This is a genomic window from Halomonas sp. B23F22_10 (genome assembly GCF_043496975.1).
Taxonomy (GTDB): Bacteria; Pseudomonadota; Gammaproteobacteria; order Pseudomonadales; family Halomonadaceae; genus Halomonas; species Halomonas smyrnensis.
Window position 1 is genome coordinate 244,585 of record NZ_JBIEKF010000004.1, and the last position, 19,073, is coordinate 263,657.

The 19,073-nt window shown below is 69.0% G+C and carries 18 protein-coding genes; 12 read left to right on the top strand and 6 right to left on the bottom strand.

All coding sequences use genetic code 11. The features are described 5' to 3' along the window. The 3 genes from ACGTNF_RS10915 to ACGTNF_RS10925 all read left to right on the top strand — a co-directional run bounded on the left by ACGTNF_RS10915 (position 1) and on the right by ACGTNF_RS10925 (position 4,270). Entirely contained in the window at positions 1 to 1,200 is a 1,200-nt protein-coding gene (locus ACGTNF_RS10915; RefSeq protein ID WP_394601748.1) for a M24 family metallopeptidase, read from the top strand. A 64-nt stretch (positions 1,201 to 1,264) separates the two neighbouring features. Then, positions 1,265 to 2,272, top strand: coding sequence for a zinc-dependent alcohol dehydrogenase family protein (locus tag ACGTNF_RS10920; RefSeq protein ID WP_152479668.1), 1,008 nt, complete (start codon positions 1,265 to 1,267; stop codon positions 2,270 to 2,272). Between the two features lie 105 nt (positions 2,273 to 2,377). Then, on the top strand, positions 2,378 to 4,270 hold the full coding sequence (locus ACGTNF_RS10925; RefSeq protein ID WP_394601749.1) for an ABC transporter ATP-binding protein: 1,893 nt from the start codon (positions 2,378 to 2,380) through the stop codon (positions 4,268 to 4,270). Between the two features lie 27 nt (positions 4,271 to 4,297). On the opposite strand, the gene ACGTNF_RS10930 is transcribed toward ACGTNF_RS10925, so the two are convergent. Further along, on the bottom strand, positions 4,298 to 4,444 hold the full coding sequence (locus ACGTNF_RS10930; RefSeq protein WP_394601750.1) for a hypothetical protein: 147 nt from the start codon (positions 4,442 to 4,444) through the stop codon (positions 4,298 to 4,300). A gap of 154 nt (positions 4,445 to 4,598) precedes the next feature. On the opposite strand from ACGTNF_RS10930, the gene ACGTNF_RS10935 reads away from it, so the two are divergent. Further along, on the top strand, positions 4,599 to 5,492 hold the full coding sequence (locus ACGTNF_RS10935; protein ID WP_394601751.1) for a LysR family transcriptional regulator: 894 nt from the start codon (positions 4,599 to 4,601) through the stop codon (positions 5,490 to 5,492). 98 nt (positions 5,493 to 5,590) lie between these two features. Here ACGTNF_RS10935 and ACGTNF_RS10940 read toward each other — a convergent pair whose 3' ends face one another. Both ACGTNF_RS10940 and ACGTNF_RS10945 read right to left on the bottom strand, forming a co-directional pair. Beyond that, positions 5,591 to 5,806, bottom strand: coding sequence for a hypothetical protein (locus ACGTNF_RS10940; RefSeq protein ID WP_394601752.1), 216 nt, complete (start codon positions 5,804 to 5,806; stop codon positions 5,591 to 5,593). Positions 5,807 to 5,883: 77 nt separating this feature from the next. Further along, positions 5,884 to 7,164 carry an MgtC/SapB family protein gene (locus ACGTNF_RS10945; protein WP_152479665.1) on the bottom strand — a complete coding sequence of 427 codons (1,281 nt, stop codon included), beginning with the start codon at positions 7,162 to 7,164 and terminating at the stop codon, positions 5,884 to 5,886. A gap of 222 nt (positions 7,165 to 7,386) precedes the next feature. Between ACGTNF_RS10945 and ACGTNF_RS10950 the strand changes: the two genes are divergently transcribed. Beyond that, positions 7,387 to 7,842: an aminoacyl-tRNA deacylase gene (locus tag ACGTNF_RS10950; protein ID WP_394601753.1), complete on the top strand. Its 456-nt coding sequence runs from the start codon at positions 7,387 to 7,389 to the stop codon at positions 7,840 to 7,842. 51 nt (positions 7,843 to 7,893) lie between these two features. Here ACGTNF_RS10950 and betA read toward each other — a convergent pair whose 3' ends face one another. Both betA and betT read right to left on the bottom strand, forming a co-directional pair. Next, complete coding sequence (gene betA, locus ACGTNF_RS10955; protein WP_394601755.1) at positions 7,894 to 9,591, bottom strand: choline dehydrogenase; 1,698 nt, start codon at positions 9,589 to 9,591, stop codon at positions 7,894 to 7,896. Between the two features lie 22 nt (positions 9,592 to 9,613). After that, positions 9,614 to 11,680, bottom strand: a complete 2,067-nt coding sequence (betT, locus tag ACGTNF_RS10960) for a choline BCCT transporter BetT (protein ID WP_394601756.1) — start codon at positions 11,678 to 11,680, stop codon at positions 9,614 to 9,616. 235 nt (positions 11,681 to 11,915) lie between these two features. Between betT and ACGTNF_RS10965 the strand changes: the two genes are divergently transcribed. After that, a complete protein-coding gene (locus tag ACGTNF_RS10965) occupies positions 11,916 to 12,359 on the top strand; it encodes a LexA family protein (RefSeq protein ID WP_394601757.1) in 444 nt (147 codons plus the stop codon). Continuing rightward, positions 12,356 to 13,630 (top strand): Y-family DNA polymerase, encoded by a 1,275-nt coding sequence (locus ACGTNF_RS10970; RefSeq protein ID WP_394601758.1) that lies wholly within the window; start codon positions 12,356 to 12,358, stop codon positions 13,628 to 13,630. Before ACGTNF_RS10965 ends, ACGTNF_RS10970 begins: the two co-directional genes overlap by 4 nt. A 6-nt stretch (positions 13,631 to 13,636) precedes the next feature. Here ACGTNF_RS10970 and ACGTNF_RS10975 read toward each other — a convergent pair whose 3' ends face one another. Next, positions 13,637 to 14,539: a LysR family transcriptional regulator gene (locus tag ACGTNF_RS10975; RefSeq protein ID WP_394601759.1), complete on the bottom strand. Its 903-nt coding sequence runs from the start codon at positions 14,537 to 14,539 to the stop codon at positions 13,637 to 13,639. Positions 14,540 to 14,641: 102 nt separating this feature from the next. Between ACGTNF_RS10975 and ACGTNF_RS10980 the strand changes: the two genes are divergently transcribed. From ACGTNF_RS10980 to benB, 5 genes are all read left to right on the top strand, one after another. Further along, complete coding sequence (locus ACGTNF_RS10980; protein ID WP_394601760.1) at positions 14,642 to 15,760, top strand: muconate cycloisomerase family protein; 1,119 nt, start codon at positions 14,642 to 14,644, stop codon at positions 15,758 to 15,760. Between the two features lie 38 nt (positions 15,761 to 15,798). Continuing rightward, entirely contained in the window at positions 15,799 to 16,089 is a 291-nt protein-coding gene (gene catC / locus ACGTNF_RS10985) for a muconolactone Delta-isomerase (protein WP_247854186.1), read from the top strand. A gap of 53 nt (positions 16,090 to 16,142) precedes the next feature. Beyond that, a complete protein-coding gene (gene catA / locus ACGTNF_RS10990; RefSeq protein WP_394601761.1) occupies positions 16,143 to 17,117 on the top strand; it encodes a catechol 1,2-dioxygenase in 975 nt (324 codons plus the stop codon). A gap of 64 nt (positions 17,118 to 17,181) precedes the next feature. Continuing rightward, positions 17,182 to 18,567, top strand: a complete 1,386-nt coding sequence (locus tag ACGTNF_RS10995; protein WP_394601762.1) for a Rieske 2Fe-2S domain-containing protein — start codon at positions 17,182 to 17,184, stop codon at positions 18,565 to 18,567. After that, the gene (gene benB, locus ACGTNF_RS11000) at positions 18,564 to 19,049 is read left to right on the top strand and encodes a benzoate 1,2-dioxygenase small subunit (protein WP_394601763.1); all 486 of its coding nucleotides are present in this window, start codon (positions 18,564 to 18,566) and stop codon (positions 19,047 to 19,049) included. The genes ACGTNF_RS10995 and benB overlap by 4 nt, the downstream gene beginning before the upstream one ends. Positions 19,050 to 19,073: the final 24 nt, after the last annotated feature.

Below are 19,073 nucleotides of genomic sequence, written 5' to 3' on the forward strand. Positions count from 1 at the left end.
ATGGATCATCACGCCTATCGCCACGCCCTCGCCGAACGCCTGGCCGGCAGCGAACTGCCGACGCCCGAAGCCGAGCTCGATGCCCGCTGCCGGCGCCTGCGCGAGGCCATGGCCGCGGCCGGCCTGGACGCGCTGCTGCTCACCGATCCCGCCGATCTCTACTATCTCACCGGCTATCACACCTTCGAGGTCTCGGTGCACGCCTGCCTGGTGGTCGATGCCGCGCGCCTGGTGCTGCAGGTGCCGTCCATCGAGACCGGTCCGGCGGTGGTCACCGCCCGGGTCGACGAGGTGCTCGGCTATCGTTGGGAGAGCCCGGAGGAGGTGGTCGCGCCGCTGGCCGAGACGCTGGCCCCCCATCGCGCCATCGGCCTCGACCCGCTGAGTGCCGGGCTGCGTCACGGCGTGCTGGCGCCGCTTCAGGAGCGGCTCGGCGCCGGGCGCTTCAGCGACGACGGCGGGGCGCTGGTCGATGCGCTGCGGCTGGTGAAGAGCCCGTGGGAGCTTGACTGCCTGCGCGAGAGCGCGCGGATCACCGGGCTCGGCATCCGCGCCGCCCGCGAGGTCATCGCCCCCGGCGTCACCGACAACGCGGTGGCGGCGGAGGGCGCCCGGGCGATGCTGGCGGCGGGCAGCGAGTTCATGAGCCTGCAGCCCATCGTCACCGTCGGGCCGCGTTCCGGCACCATCCACGTCAATCACAAGCGGCACACCATCGGCGCCGGTGAGCCGGTGTTCCTGGAGTTCGGCTCGGCCTTCGAGCGCTACACGGCGCCGATGATGAGCACCGCCGTGGCCGGCCGCGCCGACGACGAGATGCGGGCGCTGCGCGACGCCTGCCGGGCCGCCTTCGAGGCGCTGTGCGCGGCGATGCGGCCGGGCAACACCTTCGACGACGCGGCCCGGGCCGGCGAGGTGGCCATCGCCGGCTTGAACGCCGGGATCGCCGAGCGGGCCTTCTTCTCCGGCGTCTTCGGCTACTCGGTGGGCGCCCAGTTTCCGCCCAGCTGGGTCGAGGGCACCGGCTATCTCGCCCGCGGCCAGGAACGCGAGCTCGAGGCGGACATGGTCTTTCACCTGCCGCTGTGCCTGCGCCTGCCGGGGCGCTTCGGCATCGGCGTGAGCGATACCGTGCGCGTCACCCCGAGCGGGGGCGAGCCGCTCACCGACAATGACTGGCAGTTGCACGAGCGGCCTTGAAGGTCGCGCGGATGCCCCCATTGTGTTTCACGTTAGCAAGCTATTAAACGAATCAGGAGGCAGCATGCAGGTCGTCAATCTCAAGGCCCCGGGCGGGCTCGATCGGCTCGAACTCGGCGAGCAGCCGGCCCCCGGCGAGCCCGGCCCCGGCGAGATCCGTGTGCGCCTGCACGCCAGCTCGCTCAACTTCCACGACTACCTGGTGGTGACCGGCGCGTCGCCCGCCGAGGACGGCCGCATCCCGATGTCGGACGGCGCCGGCGTGGTCGAGGCGGTCGGCGAGGGCGTGAGCGAGTTCGCCGTCGGTGACGCGGTGGTGTCCACCTTCTTCCCCGAGTGGCTGGACGGCCCGGCGCGCCACGGCGACTTCGCCACCGTGCCGGGGGACGGCATCGACGGCTACGCCCGCGAGTCGGTGGTGCGTCCGGCGACCGGCTTCACCCGCCAGCCGGAGGGCTGGTCCCACGCCCAATCGGCGACCCTGACCACCGCCGGCCTGACCGCCTGGCGTGCGCTGGTGGGCGATGGCGGCCTCAAGGCCGGCGATACCGTGCTGGTGCTGGGCACCGGCGGCGTGTCGATCTTCGCCCTGCAGTTCGCCCGCATGATGGGCGCCCGGGTGATCGCCACCTCGTCGTCCGAGGCCAAGATGCAGCGGCTGCGCGAGCTGGGCGCCGAGCATGTGGTCAACTACCGCGAGGACCCCGAGTGGGGCCGCAAGGTGAAGGAGCTGACCGGCGGCAAGGGCGTCGACCACGTGATCGAGGTGGGCGGCCCGGGCACCCTGGCGCAGTCCATCGAGGCGGTGCGCATCGGCGGCCACATCTCGCTGATCGGCGTGCTGACCGGCGTCGGCGGTGAGGTGCCCACGGCCAAGCTGATGGCCAAGCAGGCCCGCCTGCAGGGGCTGATCGTCGGCAGCCGCACCCAGCAGCAGGAGATGGTCCGCGCCATCGAGGCCAACGGCATGATGCCGGTGATCGATCGCGAGTTCCCGCTCGGCGAGATCGCCGACGCCTTCCGCCACCAGGAAACCGGCCGCCACTTCGGCAAGATCTGCCTGACCTGGTGATCCCCCCGCCTGAAAGCCGCGGGTAGCCCCATCGCGCCGCCGCGCCCTTGCCGGGTGTCGGCGGCGCGCGCATTCTGTGGACATGCCCGCTGCCCGGAGGCGCCGATGTTCCGCTTCTTCGAGACCCTGGTCGATCCCTATCCCGAGCGCGAGATGGGCGTGCCGCCGCGCGGGCTGTTCGCCTTCATCCGCTTCTATTCGCGCCCGGTGGCGGGGCTGCTGGTGGCCATGTCGGTGGTCGCGGGGCTGGTCTCGGCGGTGGAGCTGGTGTTCTTCCACAGCATGGGCCAGCTGGTCGACTGGCTCTCCAGCGCCGAGCGCGAGGGCTTCTTCGCCGCCCACGGCTGGCGCCTGGCGGGGCTGGCGGCGCTGGTGCTGGTGGGCCTGCCGCTGCTGGTGCTGCTGCGCTCGCTGCTCACCCATCAGGGCATCTTCGGCAACTATCCGATGCTCGGCCGCTGGCTCTCGCACCGCCAGATGCTGGCCCAGAGCATGGCCTTCTTCCAGGACGAGTTCGCCGGCCGCGTCTCGCAGAAGGTGATGCAGACGGCGCTGGCGATCCGCGAGACGGTCATGAAGCTGATGGACCTGCTGGTCTACGTGGCCGTCTACTTCGTCGGCGCCATGTGGCTGCTGGGCAGCGCCGAGCCCTGGCTGGTGGCGCCGCTGGTGCTGTGGCTGGCCGGCTATGTCGGCCTGATGCGGATCTTCGTGCCGCGGCTGCGCACGGTGTCCATGGCCCAGGCCGACGCCCGGGCGCGCATGACCGGTCGCATCGTCGACAGCTACAGCAACATCCAGACCATCAAGCTGTTCGCCGACCGTCGCCGCGAGGAGGCCTACGCCCGCGACGCCATGGAGGGCTTCATGACCACGGTGCACGGCCAGATGCGCCTGGCCACCTGGCTGTCGGTGTCGCTGACCGCGCTCAACTCGCTGCTGCTGGCCTCGGTGGCGACGCTGGCCATCGGCGCCTGGTACCTGGAGATGGTGTCGCTGGGGGTGATCGCGGTGGCCATCGCCCTGGTGATGCGCATCCGCTTCATGTCCGACTGGATCCTGTGGGAGGTGGCGAGCCTGTTCGAGAACATCGGCACCGTGCAGGACGGCATCAACACCATCGCCCGCACGCCGGCGGTGCAGGACGCGCCGGACGCGCGTGAGCTTTCCGTGAGCCGCGGCGGGATCCGCTTCGAGGCGCTGCGCTTCGGCTACGAGCGCCCCGGGGCGGCGCTGGAACGGCCGGTGTTCGACGGCTTCGACCTGACCATCGCCCCGGGCGAGAAGGTCGGGCTGATCGGCCGCTCCGGCGCCGGCAAGTCGACCCTCGCCCACCTGTTGCTGCGCTTCTACGACCTGCAGGGCGGGCGCATCCTGATCGACGATCAGGACATCGCCGGCGTCACCCAGGAATCGCTGCGCCGGCACATCGGCATGGTCACCCAGGACACCTCGCTGCTGCACCGCTCTGTGCGCGACAACATCCGCTACGGCTGCCCGGAGGCCGACGACAAGGCGATCATGCGCGCGGTGCGCCAGGCCCACGCCGACAGCTTCCTCGACGAGCTGGTCGATCCCAGGGGCCGGCGCGGCCTGGACGCCCACGTCGGCGAACGCGGGGTGAAGCTCTCCGGCGGCCAGCGCCAGCGCATCGCCATCGCCCGGGTGCTGCTCAAGAACGCGCCGCTGCTGGTGCTCGACGAGGCCACCTCGGCGCTGGATTCCGAGGTCGAGGCCGCCATTCAGGAGCAGCTCTACGCGCTGATGGCGGGAAAGACGGTGATCGCCATCGCCCACCGGCTGTCGACCATCGCCATGCTCGACCGGCTGGTGGTGGTCGACGAGGGGCGCATCGTCGAGGTCGGCAGCCACCGTGAGCTGCTGGCCCGCGACGGCCTCTATGCGGCGCTGTGGCGGCGCCAGTCCGGCGGCTTCCTGGGGCTCGAATGCGACGGCGAGGCCGAGGCGGACCTGTCCGCTTCGACCTCGGAGCGGTGAGCGAGGGGCGCTCGTCTATCCGGGGACCTAGCGATGGCGAAGGTGATGCCACCACTGGGCCAGGCCCTGGAGCACCTCCAACGGCGGCATGGCCGGCAGATAGAGCTCCGGCATGGTGGAAACCGGCGGCTTTTGCGGCCGGGACTCGACATACGATGATTCGACATGACGCATGGGGACCTCCCTGTGGCGAACCGCACCAGCGGCCGCCGAAGCGGTTTGGGGCCGGGCAGTGTCGCGACCTCGTGGACAGCATGGAGGGGGGCTTTTGATCAATCCAACGAAAAGAACTACATTGGCTTTTCAGATTTTCTGAAGGGTCACGGCCATGAACCGGATGCCCGAGGCCGGGCAGGCCTCGCCGCCGCTGCTGGACACCGAGGTGCTGCGTACCTTCGTCGCCATCGCCGAAAACGGCAGCTTCACCCGCGCCGCCCGTCAGGTGTGTCGCACGCCTTCGGCGCTGAGCATGCAGATCAAGCGCCTGGAGGAGACCCTGGGACAGTCGCTGTTCGTGCGCGAGGCGCGCCGCGTCAGGCTCACGCCGGAGGGCGAGCTGCTGCTGGGGTACGGGCGTCGGTTGCTCAAGCTCAACGAGGAGGCGGTGACCCAGTTCCTGGCGCCGTCGCTGGAGGGGCGGGTGGGCTTCGGCATCACCGACGATGTCGGTACCCATATCCTGCCCGGCGTGCTGGCGCTGTTCGCCCGCTCTCACCCGGCGGTACAGGTCGATGTGGTGGTGGGCACCACCGCCACCATGCGCCAGCGCCTGGAGACCGGCGAGCTGGACCTGATCCTGGTCATCGTGGGCCTGCAAGGGCGATCGGCGCGGGATGAGGTGGTGCACCGAGAGCCCCTGGTCTGGACGGGATGCGAGGGCGGCGTGGCCGTCCGGCGATCGCCGCTGCCGGTGGCGCTGGCCAACCACGGCTGCCCGTGGCGCCAGACGGCGCTGGACGTCCTGGAACGCGCCGGCCTGAGTTACCGGGTCGCCTATACCTGTGAGCACTGCACCGGGCAGGAGGCGGCCATGCTCGCCGACCTGGCGGTGTCGCCCTTTCCCCTGTCCTTGATCCGTCCGCCGCTGCGTCGCCTCGACAGCGGCGTCCTGCCACCGCTGGGCGACTACCAGCTGGCGCTGGTGCGTCGGGATGGCCTCGGCGAGGCCGGCGAGGCATTGGCGACACGGGTGATCGAGGCCTTCCGCGACCTGCGCGGCTAGGAGGCGATCTCGCGCCGGTCTGCGCCGTGTCAGGGGAAGAGGCGAGCCGGGGCCATGCGTGGGATCGGCGCCGCGCCCGGGTCCCGGCGGCCGCGCTCTCATTCCGTCTCGCACATGCCCTGGGCATGGCACTCGGCATAGCGGCCGAGCCGTCGAGCCAGCGGATCGTCGCTGGCGCCCAGCCCGGCCAGCACGCCGGCCCGATCTTCCCGCGAGCGGTGCTGGCCCAGCTTGGCGGTTCCCTCGAGCGTGTCCAGCCGAATCCTGACACCGACCACGCCGCCTTCGGGCTGCTGCTCACCGTGAGCATCCATCGCGACTTCCGCCAGGACGGCGAGCCGCACCTGGACGCAGGCCCCTTCGTGCGCGCCGGTTTCCCGAGTGAGCGGGGTCACTGCCACCAGGCCACGCCCAGCCCGACCAGCAGCGACAGCAGCATCGGCGGTGCGACCCGCTTGCCCAGCGCCGCGCTGCCGAGCCCGGCGGCCATGCCGGCCTTGATCAGGTTGTTGATCGAGGCGGCCAGGATGATGCCGAGCACCGCGGTCGAGGGCGGGATGGCGTCCCGCGAGAGGCGGGTCAGCGACAGGGTGATGGCGTCCACGTCGGCCACGCCGGAGGCCGCCGCCAGCAGGTAGATGCCGGCATCGCCGAGCCAGGCCTGGAGCCACTGGCCGAGCAGCATGATCGCCGCCAGCAGCACGCCGAACAGCAGCGCCATGCGCAGCTCCAGCGGGTTCTGGTGTCGCTCGGGGCGCTCGATGCGCGCCCCCTGGCGATGGCGGCGCCACAGCACCAGGGCCGGCAGATAGAGCAGCAGGGTCATCAGCGCCACCGGCAGGATCAGGCGCGGCAGCAGCGCCGGATGGATCACCAGGCAGTAGAGCAGGATGCGCGGGAACATGGTGCCGCAGGCGATCAGCACCCCGGCCGCCAGCAGCGGCGCGAGGGTCGCCTGCTGGCGCGACAGGCGGCTGAAGTGCAGGGTCAGGGCGGTAGAAGAGCTGAGCCCGGCGAACAGGCTGGTGAACAGGATGCCCTTGGCGGCGCCGCCGAGGCGCATGGCGAAGTAGCCGATGAAGGAGATGCCGGCGATCATCACCACCATCCACCACAGTTCGCGCGGATTGAGCGCCTCGCCGGGGCCCAGGCCGCGGTCGGGCAGCAGCGGCAGCATCACCACCGTGATCAGCAACAGCTTCAGGCCTGCGTCCAGCTCGTGGGCCTGCAGGCGATTCAGCAGGCCGTGGATCTCGCGCTTGTTGTCGAGGATCAGCGCGGTCACCACCGCGCAGGCCGCGGCCAGCGCCAGGTCCACGGCCACCGCCACGGCGCCGAAGCAGAAGGTCAGCAGCAGGCCGACCAGGCCGGTGATGCTGTAGTCCCGACTCTGCGGCAGCCGCGCGCGATAGGCGCTGCCGGCCAGCGCGGCGACGACGACCAGCAGCAGCGGAAAGGCCCATTCGGTGACGGCCTCGGCGAGCAGGGCGGCGAGGCCGCCGAGCAGGCCGACCAGGGCATGGGTGCGCACCCCGGCGATGCGTTCGCCGGCCTTTTGTTCGCGCGCCACCCAGCCGCGCTCGATGCCGATCAGGGCGCCGAGCAGCAGGGCCACGGCCAGCCGGATGGCGGCGTCGTGCCCGGCGAGAAACTGCTGGGTGACCTCTTCCATGCGGCACTCCTGCATGCGATCGAGCCTGTTTCCAGCATAGGCGGTGGCGCCGGTCCGCTCGCGTTGGCCCGGTGCCTTGGTCGTCGATGCTCAGGCCTTGACGGACACCGGGTGACGAGCTCGCCGAGCGCAAGAGGATGGGCTATACCGCAAATGAGGTGACCCTCGAGCCGTCCGGTGGCGGCGCAGCGGCTCTTTCATGCCATAGCGGAGGGAATTGTCATGCCCATGGAGCGCGTCAAACGCTTTCTCGACGAGAACGGCGTGAAGTATGTCATTCATCAGCACTCGACGGCCTACACCGCCCAGGAGGTCGCCGAGGCGGCCCACGTGCCCGGCCGCCACTTCGCCAAGAGCGTGATGGTCGAGATCGACGGCCGATTGGCGCTGGCAGTGCTGCCGGCCACCGACCGGGTCGACCTGCAGCGCTTCGCCCGGGCCGTCGGCGCCAGCCGCGTCGAGCTGGCCAGGGAAGCGGACTTCCAGGACCGCTTTCCCGACTGCGAGCCGGGGGCGATGCCGCCCTTCGGCAACCTGTTCGAGATGGAGGTGTTCGTCTCGCCGCACCTGGCCGAGGCCGATCTGATCGCCTTCAGCGCCGGCAGCCACCACGAGGTGATGCAGCTGGCCTTCGGCGTGTTCGAGGACCTGGTGAAGCCGGCCGAAGTGGCGATGTAGGCGGATCGCGGTATCGCGATACGGGGCGTGGCGGCCGCGATGACCGGCGGCTCAGTCCGCCTGGCGCTGCGGTGGGGCCTCGCGCTGCTTGACCTGCCAGGCCTCCAGCGAGAAGGCCGGCGCCGTGGATGGCGGCAGCGGCTCGCGGCCGAGGACGTGGTCGGCGCCCTTCTCGCCGATCATGATGGTCGGTGCATTGATGTTGCCGTTGGTGACGCTGGGCATGATCGAGGAGTCGATCACCCTGAGGGCCTCGATGCCGTGGACGCGGCACTCGGGGTCGACCACCGCCATGGCGTCGGTGCCCATGCGGCAGGAGCCGCAGGGGTGATAGGCGGTCTCGGCGGTCTCGGCGACCCAGGCGTCGATCTCGGCATCGCTCTGCACCCCGGGGCCGGGGGAGAGTTCCTCGCCGCGATAGGGGTCGAAGGCGGGCTGGGCGAAGATCTCGCGAGTCAGCCGCAGGGCGCGGCGGTAGTCGGCCCGGTCTTCCTCGTCGTTCAGGTAGTTGAAGAACATCGAGGGCGGGGCCTCGGGGTCGGCACAGGCCAGCCGTACGCGCCCGCGGCTGCGAGGCTTGTTGGCGCCCAGGTGGACCTGGAAGCCGTGGCCCTCGGCGGCGCTGGAGCCGTCGTAGGCGATGGCGCCGGCCAGGAAGTGGTACTGGATGTCCGGGTAGCGCAGCCCCTCGCGGCTGCGGATGTAGCCGTTGGACTCGAACTGGTTGCTGGCGCCGAGCCCGGTCTTGAAGAAGAACCAGCGGGCGCCGATCAAGGCCCGCGCCAGCGGGTTGAGCCAGCCGTTGAGGGTGATCTTCCGGGTACAGCTCTGCTGCACCCAGACCTCGAGGTGGTCGTGGAGGTTCTCGCCCACCCCGGGCAGATCGTGGACCACCTCGATGCCGTGCTCGCGGAGGTGATCGGCGGGGCCGATGCCGGACAGCATCAGCAGCTTGGGCGAATTGAGGGCGCTGGCCGAGAGGATCACCTCGCGCCGCGCCCGCACGCGAAGCGTCTTGCCGCGCTGGCGGTATTCGACGCCCACGGCGCGCTTGCCGTCCATCAGTACCCGGGTGGTCAGGGCGTGCATCTCGAGCGACAGGTTGTCGCGTGACAGCGCCGGCTTGAGGTAGGCGTTGGCGGTGGAGCAGCGCACGCCGTCACGCACCGTCATGTCCATGCGGCAGAAGCCTTCCTGGCGATAGCCGTTGTAGTCTTCCGTCTCGCCATAGCCGGCCTGGCGGCCGGCCTCGATGAAGGCGCGGTAGAGCGGGTTGGCCATGTTGTTGCCGTTGCAGACGCCGAGCGGGCCGCCGCTGGCGCGATAGGGATCGGCGCCGTAGAGGCAGTCCTCGGCGCGCTTGAAGTAGGGCAGCACCTCGGCATAGCTCCAGCCCACGGCGCCGCGCTCCACCCACTCGTCGAAGTCGCCGGCGCAGCCGCGCACGTAGGCCATGCCGTTGATCGAGGACGAGCCGCCGATCACCTTGCCTCGCGCCTGGTGAATGCGCCGCCCGCCGAGGCCGGGTTCCGGCTCGGTGTGGAACTCCCAGTCGAAGCGGGGCTTGTTGAGCGGGATCGAGAAGGCGATGGGCATCTGGATGTAGATGGAGTCGTCCTTGCCGCCGAATTCCAGTACCAGCACCTGGTGCTGGCCATCGGCGCTCAGCCGGTCGGCCAGCACCGAACCGGCCGAGCCCGAGCCGACGATCACGTAGTCCACGATCCGGTCGAAGGTCTCATCGTTCATGGCGTCGTTCCTCGTCGCGTCATCAGTCGCCGCTGGCGGAGGGGGCGTCGGGCATGGGGGCCTCACCGCCGGGAAGCTCCCGCTGGGTGTGCAGGAAGAACAGGTGGCGTTCGTACTGGTCGAGGATGTCGGCGATCACCTGCTCCTTGGTGTAGCCGTAGATGTCGTAGCCCTGGCCGCCCTCGCCGATGTGCACCTGCATCCGGTAGTAGTGGGTCCCGGCATGGGTGGCGCGGATCGAGAAGGCGGGCATGGCGCAGCGATGCGGCCAGACCTGGTAGGTGAAGCTCGGCTCGTCGCCGAGGTCGACGTTGAACTCGAGGTGTTCCTCCGCTCCCTCGCCTGCGACCAGGGCCGCGCTGACGCCCTGATCGCCGAGCACCTCGCGGATCTCCTCCATGGCCGGCCGGACCGCCTCGTTGAGGAAGCGTCGGGCCTGCTCGTGATTGGGGAAGTTCATGGCCCGCGAGAGGCGCCGGCGCCAGGAGTGTCCCGCGGCTTCGCCGGGCAGGCGGCCCGACAGGTGGCCGGCCATGCTGCCGCGCAGGCTGTCCTCCTTGAGGCCCTCGACCTTCAGCGCCTTGAACAGGCCGATCATCATCAGGAACAGCACGAAGGCGAAGGGCAGGCCGGTGATCACCACGGCGCTCTGCAGGGCGCCCAGGCCGCCGGCCATCAGCAGCGCCAGGGTCAGGATGCCGATGATCGCCGCCCACAGGATGCGCATCCAGGAGGGCGCGTCGTGGTTGGGGTCGGTGAGCACCGAGGTCAGGTTGGAGAGCACCAGCGAGCCGGAATCCCCGGAGGTGACGAAGAACACGATGGCCAGCACCGTGGTGACGCCGGTGGTCAGCCAGATCCAGGGGTAGTTCTGCAGGAACAGGTAGATCGACGAGCCGGGATTGTTCATGGCCTGCTCGCCGAAGTCGGCGATGCTGGCGCTGCCGGCCATCACCAGATCGATGGCGCTGTTACCCATGATCGACATCCACGCCATCATGAAGGTCAGCGGCAGGATCAGGGTGCCGGCGACGAACTGGCGGATGGTGCGGCCCCGGGAGATGCGGGCCAGGAACAGCCCGACGAAGGGGCCCCAGGCGATCCACCAGGCCCAGAAGAACACCGTCCAGGCATTGAGCCAGTCGGCGGGCGGGTCGAAGGCGTAGGTGTCGAACGACAGCCGGACGAAGTGGGCCAGGTAGTCGCCGACGTTCATCACCAGGGCATTGAGCAGGAACAGCGTCTGGCCGGTGAACAGCACGAACAGCATCAGCAGCACCGCCAGCAGCATGTTGAACTCGGACAGCCGGCGGATGCCCTTGTCGACCCCGGTCACCGCCGAGATCGCCGAGAAGACCACGATCAGCACCGCCAGCGCCGCCTGGGTGACGGTGTTCTCCGGCAGGCCGAACATGTAGTGGAGGCCGAAGTTGAGCTGGATGATGCCGATGCCGAGGCTGGTGGCGATGCCGAACACGGTGCCCAGCACCGCGGCGATGTCCACGGTGTGGCCGATGGGGCCGTGAATGCGGCGCCCGAAGAGCGGGTAGAGCGCCGAGCGGATGGTCAGCGGCAGGCCGTGGCGATAGCTGAAGAAGGCCAGCGACATGCCGACCAGGGTGTAGATGCCCCAGCCCGATAGCCCCCAGTGCAGGAAGGTCAGCTCCATGGCGTGGCGGGCAGCCTGCTGGGTGCCGCCCTCGCCGACCGGCGGGGCGAGGAACTGGGTCACCGGCTCGGCGATGCAGAAGAACAGCAGGTCGATGCCGATGCCGGCGGAGAACAGCATCGCGGCCCAGGTGATGACGTTGAAGTCCGGCGTCGAGTGCGCCGGGCCCAGGCGCAGCTTGCCGTAGCGGGAGAGTCCGATGCCGATCACGAAGACCAGGTAGGCCACCACCGCGAGGAAGTAGAACCAGCCGAAGCTGTCCGAGATCCAGGCCAGCACGGCATTGATGACGCCGCCGGCTGCCTCGGTGAAGAACATGGTCCACAGCGCGAAGGCAACGATGCCGATGGCCGAGCCGTAGAACACCACGGGATTGATGCGATCGCGGGGCGATTCGCTGGGAGCGTCGGTATGGGCCATGCGCTGACTCCTTGTGGGCCTCGTCCTGGGCGGTGAGGCTTCGTCCGCAGCCGTGCCCGGGCGAGGCCGCCGGGGCGGAGGCCGAGGGGGCTCGACGGGACGCCTGGGGATATCTGGGTATAGGTAGGTAGCCGCACGGGCGTCAAGTGGCGTCTCGGAAACGGGGCATTCGGCTTGCCACCTCGAGGGTGTCGCCTGATACTGTTTATAAATACAGTGTCCAAGGGAGGCTGCCATGCCGCTATCAGGAGCGTCGATCGCCGTCGGGAAAGGCCGTGCCGGATCGGCGCAGCCGTTACTGGGATGCCGGGTGCGAGCCGGTTTCCCGAGCCCCGCCGACGATCATCTGGACGTGGAGCTCGACCTGCACGCCCACGTGGTGCGCCGCCCGGCGTCGACCTTCTTCGTGCGCGCCGAGGGCGACTCGATGCAGGGCGACGGCATTCATGATCGCGACCTGCTGGTGGTGGACCGCAGCCTGGAGCCGCGGCCCGGGCGGGTGGTGATCATCGCCGTGGATGGCGAGCCCACGGTCAAGCGGCTGGTTCGGCGCGGCGACGCCCTGGTGCTGGAGGCCAGCAATCCGCGCTACGCGCCGATCCCGCTGGCCGGCCGCGAGTGCCACGTGTGGGGGGTGGTCACCCATGTGCTGCACGCCCTGCCGGGGGCGGCACCGTGATCGCCCTGGTCGACAGCAACAACTTCTACGTCAGCTGCGAGCGGGTCTTCGACCCGCGCCTGGAGGGCCGGGCGGTGGGCGTGCTCTCCAACAACGACGGCTGTGTGGTGGCGCGCTCGGCGGAGCTCAAGGCGCTGGGCGTGGCGATGGGCATGCCGGCGCACCAGATTCCGCCCGCGCAGCGCCGGCGGATGACGCTGCTGTCCAGCAACTACGCCCTCTACGGCGACATGAGCCGGCGCGTGAACCGGGTGCTGAGCGAGTTTTCGCCGGAGATCGAGACCTATTCCATCGACGAGAGCTTCGTCGGCCTCGACGGCCATGAGCCCGACGACCTCGAGGCCTGGGGGCATCGGGTGCGCGGGCGGGTGCTGCGCGACACCGGCATCCCGACCTGCGTGGGGCTGGCGCCGACCCGGGTGCTGGCCAAGACCGCCAATCGCGTCGCCAAGACGCACCCCGCACTGGGCGGCGTCTGCCGCCTCGAGGCCGACACGCCCGAGACCCGGCGCGTGCTCGAGGCGCTGCCGGTGCACGCGCTGTGGGGCATCGCCCGGCGCAGCGCCGAGCGGCTGGCGCTGCAGGATATCCACACCGCCTGGCAGCTGCGCCAGGCCGATCCCAAGCAGATCCGACGCACCTTCTCGGTGGTGATGGAGCGGCTGGTCTGGGAGCTGCGCGGCCGGCCGGCCATCGCCCTGGAGGACGTTACCGAGCCGCGCCAGCGGATCATGGTGTCGCGCTCCTTCGGCCGGTTGACCGGCGAGCAGGCCGAACTACGGGCGGCGATTCGCCAGCACGGCGCCCGGGCCGCCGAGAAGCTGCGCCGCCAGGGCAGCCGCGCCTGCGCGGTACTGGTGTTCGTGCGCAGCGATCCGCACCGGCTCGGCGAGCGCCAGTACCGTAACGGCCAGGTGGTGGCACTGCCCGGCCCCAGCGACGACACCCGGGAGCTGATCGCCGCCGCCCAGCGCGGCCTGGCGGCGATCTTCCTCGACGGCGTGCGCTATCAGAAGTGCGGGGTGATGCTGCTCGACCTGGTCGACGCCGAGCGTCATCAGCTGTCGCTGCTGCAGGCCGGCGATGGCCCCGAGCGGCGGCGCGGCGAGGCGCTGATGACCACCCTCGATCGCCTGAACGCCCGCATGGGCCGCGATACCGTGCGCTTCGGCGTGCCCGGCGAGCACGCCGCCTGGCCGCTGCGCTGCGAGCACCGTACCGCGCGCTACACCACCCGATGGAACGAGCTGATGAGGGTCAAGGTGCGCTGAAGCCTCTCACGGATAGCGGCCGCTGCGGCGGTTTTCCACCAGCACCTCGAGGATGGCGTTGGCCTCGCGCATCACCGGTGAGGGCGGCTCGTCGCGGCGTCGGCTGCACAGGATCGGAATGGTGATGTGCGATTCGGCCAGGTAGACGAAGCTGATGCCGTCGCGCTGGACGCGCTTGACCTGTTCCGGCACCAGGGTGATGCCCATCTCCGAGGCCACCAGGCCCAGCGCGGTCTGCACCTCGTTGGCCTCCTGGGCGACCGTGATCTTGAGCCCGCGGCGCCGGAACATGCCGAGCACGGTGTCCGCCATGCTCGGCCGCGGCGTGGCCGGGAACAGGATCAGCGGGTACTCGGCCAGCTGCGCCATGCTCGGCGTGGTGCCCTCCAGCGGATGCCCCTTGGGCAGTGCCGCCATCAGCGGCTCCTCGAACAGCACCTCCTGCTCGACCTCCGGGTCGTCGAGCCGCAGCCGGCCGAAGCCGATATCGATGCGGCCCGCCTTTAGCGCCTGGATCTGCTGCACCGACGTCAGTTCGACCAGCGTCAGCTCCACGTCATCCTTTTGTCGCAACTCGCGTACCAGCAGCGGCAGCTGGCCGTAGAACACCGACGGAACGAAGCCGACGCTGAACAGCTGGCGGTGGCTGCGGGCGATGCGCCGAGTGTCGGTGACCGTGGTGTCCACCTTCTCCAGTATCTGCAGGGTATGTTCATAGAAGAAGTGCCCCGCCGCCGTCAGGGCCAGGCCGCGAGATCCTCGGTCGAACAGCCTGACGCCAAGCTCCTTTTCCAAATTATTGATTTGTCTAGTTAAAGGTGGTTGTGCCATGTGCAGTTTGGCGGCCGCTCGAGTCATGTTCAGCTCCCTGGCGGCGACGCAGAAGTAGCGAAGATGGCGCAGCTCCATGATACCTCCTGGGTATGGCTACGGACTCAAACCATATTGGTTGGCGGTCACCGCGGCAAGCACACTGCCAACACTTCCTCAGTGCGTAGCCCAGGAGCCTTCATGTCCGCCGTGATCGAGTCCATCGAGACGCTGCTGGTCGACCTGCCGACCATCCGTCCCCACAAGCTTTCCATGGCCACCATGGCCTGCCAGACGATGGTCATCGTGCGCATGCGTCACAGCGACGGCATCGAGGGCCTGGGCGAGGGCACCACCATCGGTGGCCTGAGCTATGGCCCGGAAAGCCCGGAGAGCATCAAGCGCAACATCGACGCCTATCTGGCACCGCTGCTGGTCGGCCAGTCCTCGAGCAACCTCAACGTCCTCATGGCGCGGCTGAATCGCCACGTGCGTGGCAATCCCATCGCCAAGTCGGCGCTGGAGACCGCGCTGCTGGACGCCCAGGGCAAGCGCCTGGGGCTGTCGGTGGCCGAGCTGCTGGGCGGCGCCCGTCAGATCCATCTGCCGGTGCTGTGGACCCTGGCCTCCGGCGATACCCGCAAGGACATCGACGAGGCCTTCCAGCGCCTCGACGACGGCCGCCACTGCGACTTCAAGCTCAAGATCGGCGCCAACGCCCTGGACCGGGACGTGCACCACGTGGCCGACATCAAGGCGGCGCTGGGCGAGCGGGCAAGCGTCAGGGTCGACGTCAACCAGGCCTGGGACGAGGCCACCGCGGTGCGCGGCATCGCCGCCCTGCAGGACGCCGGCATCGCGCTGATCGAGCAGGCCATCCCGGCCCGCGAGCAGGCCGGACTGATTCGCCTGGCCGATCGCTTCGAGGTGCCGATGCTGGCCGATGAGGCCGTGGCCGATGCCCGCGATGGCCTGGACCTGGTCGGTGGCGGCTTCAACGGCGCCTTCGCGCTGAAGATCGCCAAGGCCGGCGGTCCGCGTCCGGCGCTCGAGCTGGCGGCGCTGGCCCAGACCGCCGGCATCGGCCTCTACGGCGGCACCATGCTCGAGGGCACCATCGGCACCGCCGCCTCGCTGCACGCCTGGGCGACCCTGCCCGAGATGGCCTGGGGCACCGAGATGTTCGGGCCGCTGCTGCTCAAGGACGACATCGTCGCCGAGCCGCTGCGCTACCACGACTTCGGCGTCGACCTGCCGGCCGGCCCCGGCCTCGGCATCGCCCTCGACGACGACAAGCTCAAGCACTATTCGCGCAAGTAATCCCGGGCGCTGACACTGTTTCAGAGAAGGAGACGACCATGCTGTTCCAGGTAGAAATGACCGTGAAGCTGCCGCCGGAGATGCCGGCCGAGCAGGCCGCCGAGATCAAGGCGACGGAGAAGGCCTACTCCCAGGAGCTGCAGCGCGCCGGCAAGTGGCGCCATCTGTGGCGGGTGGCCGGCAGCTACTCCAACGTCAGCATCTTCGACGTCGAGGACAACGCCGAGCTGCAGGAACTGGTTTCCCACCTGCCGCTGTTCCCTTACATGGAGATCGCCGTCAAGCCGCTGTGCCGCCACCCCTCCTCCGTGCGTGACGACGACAGCTGATCCCGTCGCTCATCGAAGACGACGCGATATAACAACGATATGAGGACGCCAGCATGACCGTGAAGATTTTCGATACTCCCGAGGTTCAGGACTTTCTCAAGGCCGTCAGCGGCTTCGACCAGGAAGGCGGCGACGAGCGCGCCAAGCAGATCCTGCATCGCCTGCTCTCCGATCTGTACCGGCTGATCGACGATTTCGATGTCACCCCCGAGGAGTTCTGGTCCTCCGTGAGCGTGCTCAACGCGCTCGGCCAGGGCACCCAGTTCGGCCTGCTGGCCCCGGGGCTCGGTTTCGATCACTACCTCGACATGCGCATGGACGCGGCCGACGCCGAGGCCGGCCGCACCGGCGGCACGCCGCGCACCATCGAGGGGCCGCTCTACGTGGCCGGCGCGCCCGAGATCCAGGGCAGCGGCCGCATGGACGACGGCACCGACACCGACGGCGAGGCGATGTGGCTGACCGGCCAGGTGCGCGACACCGACGGCAACCCGGTTGCCGGGGCCAAGGTCGAGGTATGGCACGCCGACTCCAAGGGCGGCTATTCCTTCTTCGACCCGTCCCAGGCCGAGTACAACCTGCGCCGCTCGATCATCACCGACGCCGACGGCCGCTACGCGGTGCGCAGCATCGTTCCCTCCGGCTATGGCGTGCCGGAAGGCGCACCTACCGATCAGGTGCTCAAGGCCTTGGGTCGCCACGGCCAGCGCCCGGCACACATCCACTACTTCATCTCGGCGCCGGGTCACCAGCACCTGACCACCCAGATCAACCTGGCCGGCGACCCCTACACCTTCGACGACTTCGCCTTCGCCACCCGCGAGGAGCTAGTGGTTGAGGGCCAGCGGATCGAGGATGCCGCCGCCATCGAGGCACGCGGCTTCGAGGGACCCTTCACCGAGGTGGTGTTCGACGTCGCGCTGTCGCCGACCGACGCTACCGAGCTTCAGGTGCGCCACAAGCGTCCGCGGGCCAAGGAAGACGAGCAGGACCAGGCCAGCCAGCAGGCGGGCGCCGCCCAGGTCTGATCCCTGGCAAGCGTCGACGAGTCCCTTCTTCCCTGACCCTTTACCATCCCTGAGGAGCCTGATCATGACCCGCAAGCTTGATCGTCTCGAACAACGCGTCCGCGGTGCCGTCGTCGACGACGCCGAGGCCGGTACCTTCCGCGTGCATCGCAGCATCTTCACCGACCCCGAGTTCTTCGAGCTCGAGATGAAGCACGTCTTCGAGGGCAACTGGCTGTTCCTGGCCCACGAGAGCCAGATCGCCGAGCCCGGCGACTACATGACCGTCACCATGGGTCGCCAGCCGGTGGTTATCACCCGTGACAAGCAGGGCGAGCTGCATGCCCTGATCAACGCCTGCGCCCACCGCGGCGCCACCCTGTGCCGCAAGAAGCGCGGCAACAAGGGCACCTTTACCTGCCCGTTCCACGGCTGGACCTTCAAGAACGACGGCAAGCTGCTCAAGGCCAAGAACGAGAAGACCGGCGCCTACCCGGACGCCTTCAAGAGCGAGGGCTCCCACGATCTCACGCGGGTGCCGGTGTTCGAGAACTACAAGGGCTTCCTGTTCGGCAGCCTGAGCACCGACGTGAAGCCGCTCGAGGAGTACCTGGGCGAGACCACCAAGATCATCGACAACATCGTCGACCAGGCGCCGGAAGGCCTGGAGATCCTGCGCGGCACCTCCTCGTACACCTTCAACGGCAACTGGAAGCTGGGCGCGGAGAACGGCGCCGACGGCTACCACGTCAGCACCGTGCACTGGAACTACGCCTCGACCATGGACCGCCGCAACTACGACGCCGGCGGCACCAAGGCGGTGGACGCCGACGGCTGGTCGAAGAGCCAGGGCGGCTTCTACTCCTTTGATCACGGCCACATGATGCTGTGGACCCGGCTGCTCAACCCCGAGGTGCGTCCGGTCTATACCCGCAAGGACGAGATCGAGGCCGAGCTGGGCGAGGCCCGGGCCGACTCCATCGTCAACCAGACCCGCAACCTCTGCCTGTACCCCAACGTCTACCTGATGGACCAGTTCTCGACCCAGATCCGGGTGATCCGTCCGCTGTCCGTGGACAAGAGCGAGGTGACCATCTACTGCTTCGCGCCCAAGGGCGAGTCGGCCGAGAACCGCGCGCTGCGCATCCGCCAGTACGAGGACTTCTTCAACGTCTCGGGCATGGGCACGCCGGACGATCTGGAAGAGTTCCGCGCCTGCCAGACCGGCTATGCCGGCGAGGACGCCGAGTGGAACGACCTCAGCCGCGGCGCCAAGCAGTGGATCGAGGGCGCCGATGACAACGCCCGGGCGATCGACATGAAGCCCCTGCTGAGCGGGGCATCGCCGGAAGACGAGGGGCTCTACGTGCTGCACCACCAGCACTGGGTCGAGGAGATGCTGCGCGCCATCGACAAGGAACGCAGCCAGTTTATCGCCACGGTCGGCGCCAACGAGGAGGCTTCCGCATGAACTATCTCGATATTCAGGCCTTCGTGCATCGCGAGGCCCGTCTGCTCGACGACCGCCAGTGGGACGAGTGGCTGGCCTGCTACCGCCAGGACGCGGAGTTCTGGATGCCGGCCTGGGACGACGACGACGAGCTGACCGTGGACCCGCAGTCCGAGATCTCGCTGATCTACTACCCCAACCGCGAGGGGCTGGAGGACCGGGTCTACCGCATCAAGACCGAGCGCAGCGGCGCGACCAGCATTCCCGAGCCACGCACCACCCACCTGATCAGCAACCTTGAGGTGCTGAAGCAGGAGGGCGACACGGTGGAGCTGCGCTTCAACTGGCACACCCTGAGCCACCGCTACCAGCAGACCAACCAGTTCTTCGGTACCTCCTTCTACACCCTGGACGTGTCGGGCGAGGTGCCGCTGATCACCCGCAAGAAGGTGATCCTGAACAACGACTACATCCACCAGGTCATCGACGTCTATCACATCTGATCGCGTCGCCCGGACCGGGTGAGG

What these genes read in the sequence shown, in the direction of transcription:
- ACGTNF_RS10915 (WP_394601748.1), top strand. Translation starts at nt 1, where the DNA reads ATGGATCATCACGCCTATCGCCACGCCCTCGCCGAACGCCTGGCCGGC.
- ACGTNF_RS10920 (WP_152479668.1), top strand. Translation starts at nt 1,265, where the DNA reads ATGCAGGTCGTCAATCTCAAGGCCCCGGGCGGGCTCGATCGGCTCGAA.
- ACGTNF_RS10925 (WP_394601749.1), top strand. Translation starts at nt 2,378, where the DNA reads ATGTTCCGCTTCTTCGAGACCCTGGTCGATCCCTATCCCGAGCGCGAG.
- ACGTNF_RS10930 (WP_394601750.1), bottom strand. Translation starts at nt 4,444, where the DNA reads ATGCGTCATGTCGAATCATCGTATGTCGAGTCCCGGCCGCAAAAGCCG.
- ACGTNF_RS10935 (WP_394601751.1), top strand. Translation starts at nt 4,599, where the DNA reads ATGAACCGGATGCCCGAGGCCGGGCAGGCCTCGCCGCCGCTGCTGGAC.
- ACGTNF_RS10940 (WP_394601752.1), bottom strand. Translation starts at nt 5,806, where the DNA reads ATGGATGCTCACGGTGAGCAGCAGCCCGAAGGCGGCGTGGTCGGTGTC.
- ACGTNF_RS10945 (WP_152479665.1), bottom strand. Translation starts at nt 7,164, where the DNA reads ATGGAAGAGGTCACCCAGCAGTTTCTCGCCGGGCACGACGCCGCCATC.
- ACGTNF_RS10950 (WP_394601753.1), top strand. Translation starts at nt 7,387, where the DNA reads ATGCCCATGGAGCGCGTCAAACGCTTTCTCGACGAGAACGGCGTGAAG.
- betA (WP_394601755.1), bottom strand. Translation starts at nt 9,591, where the DNA reads ATGAACGATGAGACCTTCGACCGGATCGTGGACTACGTGATCGTCGGC.
- betT (WP_394601756.1), bottom strand. Translation starts at nt 11,680, where the DNA reads ATGGCCCATACCGACGCTCCCAGCGAATCGCCCCGCGATCGCATCAAT.
- ACGTNF_RS10965 (WP_394601757.1), top strand. Translation starts at nt 11,916, where the DNA reads ATGCCGCTATCAGGAGCGTCGATCGCCGTCGGGAAAGGCCGTGCCGGA.
- ACGTNF_RS10975 (WP_394601759.1), bottom strand. Translation starts at nt 14,539, where the DNA reads ATGGAGCTGCGCCATCTTCGCTACTTCTGCGTCGCCGCCAGGGAGCTG.
- ACGTNF_RS10980 (WP_394601760.1), top strand. Translation starts at nt 14,642, where the DNA reads ATGTCCGCCGTGATCGAGTCCATCGAGACGCTGCTGGTCGACCTGCCG.
- catC (WP_247854186.1), top strand. Translation starts at nt 15,799, where the DNA reads ATGCTGTTCCAGGTAGAAATGACCGTGAAGCTGCCGCCGGAGATGCCG.
- catA (WP_394601761.1), top strand. Translation starts at nt 16,143, where the DNA reads ATGACCGTGAAGATTTTCGATACTCCCGAGGTTCAGGACTTTCTCAAG.
- ACGTNF_RS10995 (WP_394601762.1), top strand. Translation starts at nt 17,182, where the DNA reads ATGACCCGCAAGCTTGATCGTCTCGAACAACGCGTCCGCGGTGCCGTC.
- benB (WP_394601763.1), top strand. Translation starts at nt 18,564, where the DNA reads ATGAACTATCTCGATATTCAGGCCTTCGTGCATCGCGAGGCCCGTCTG.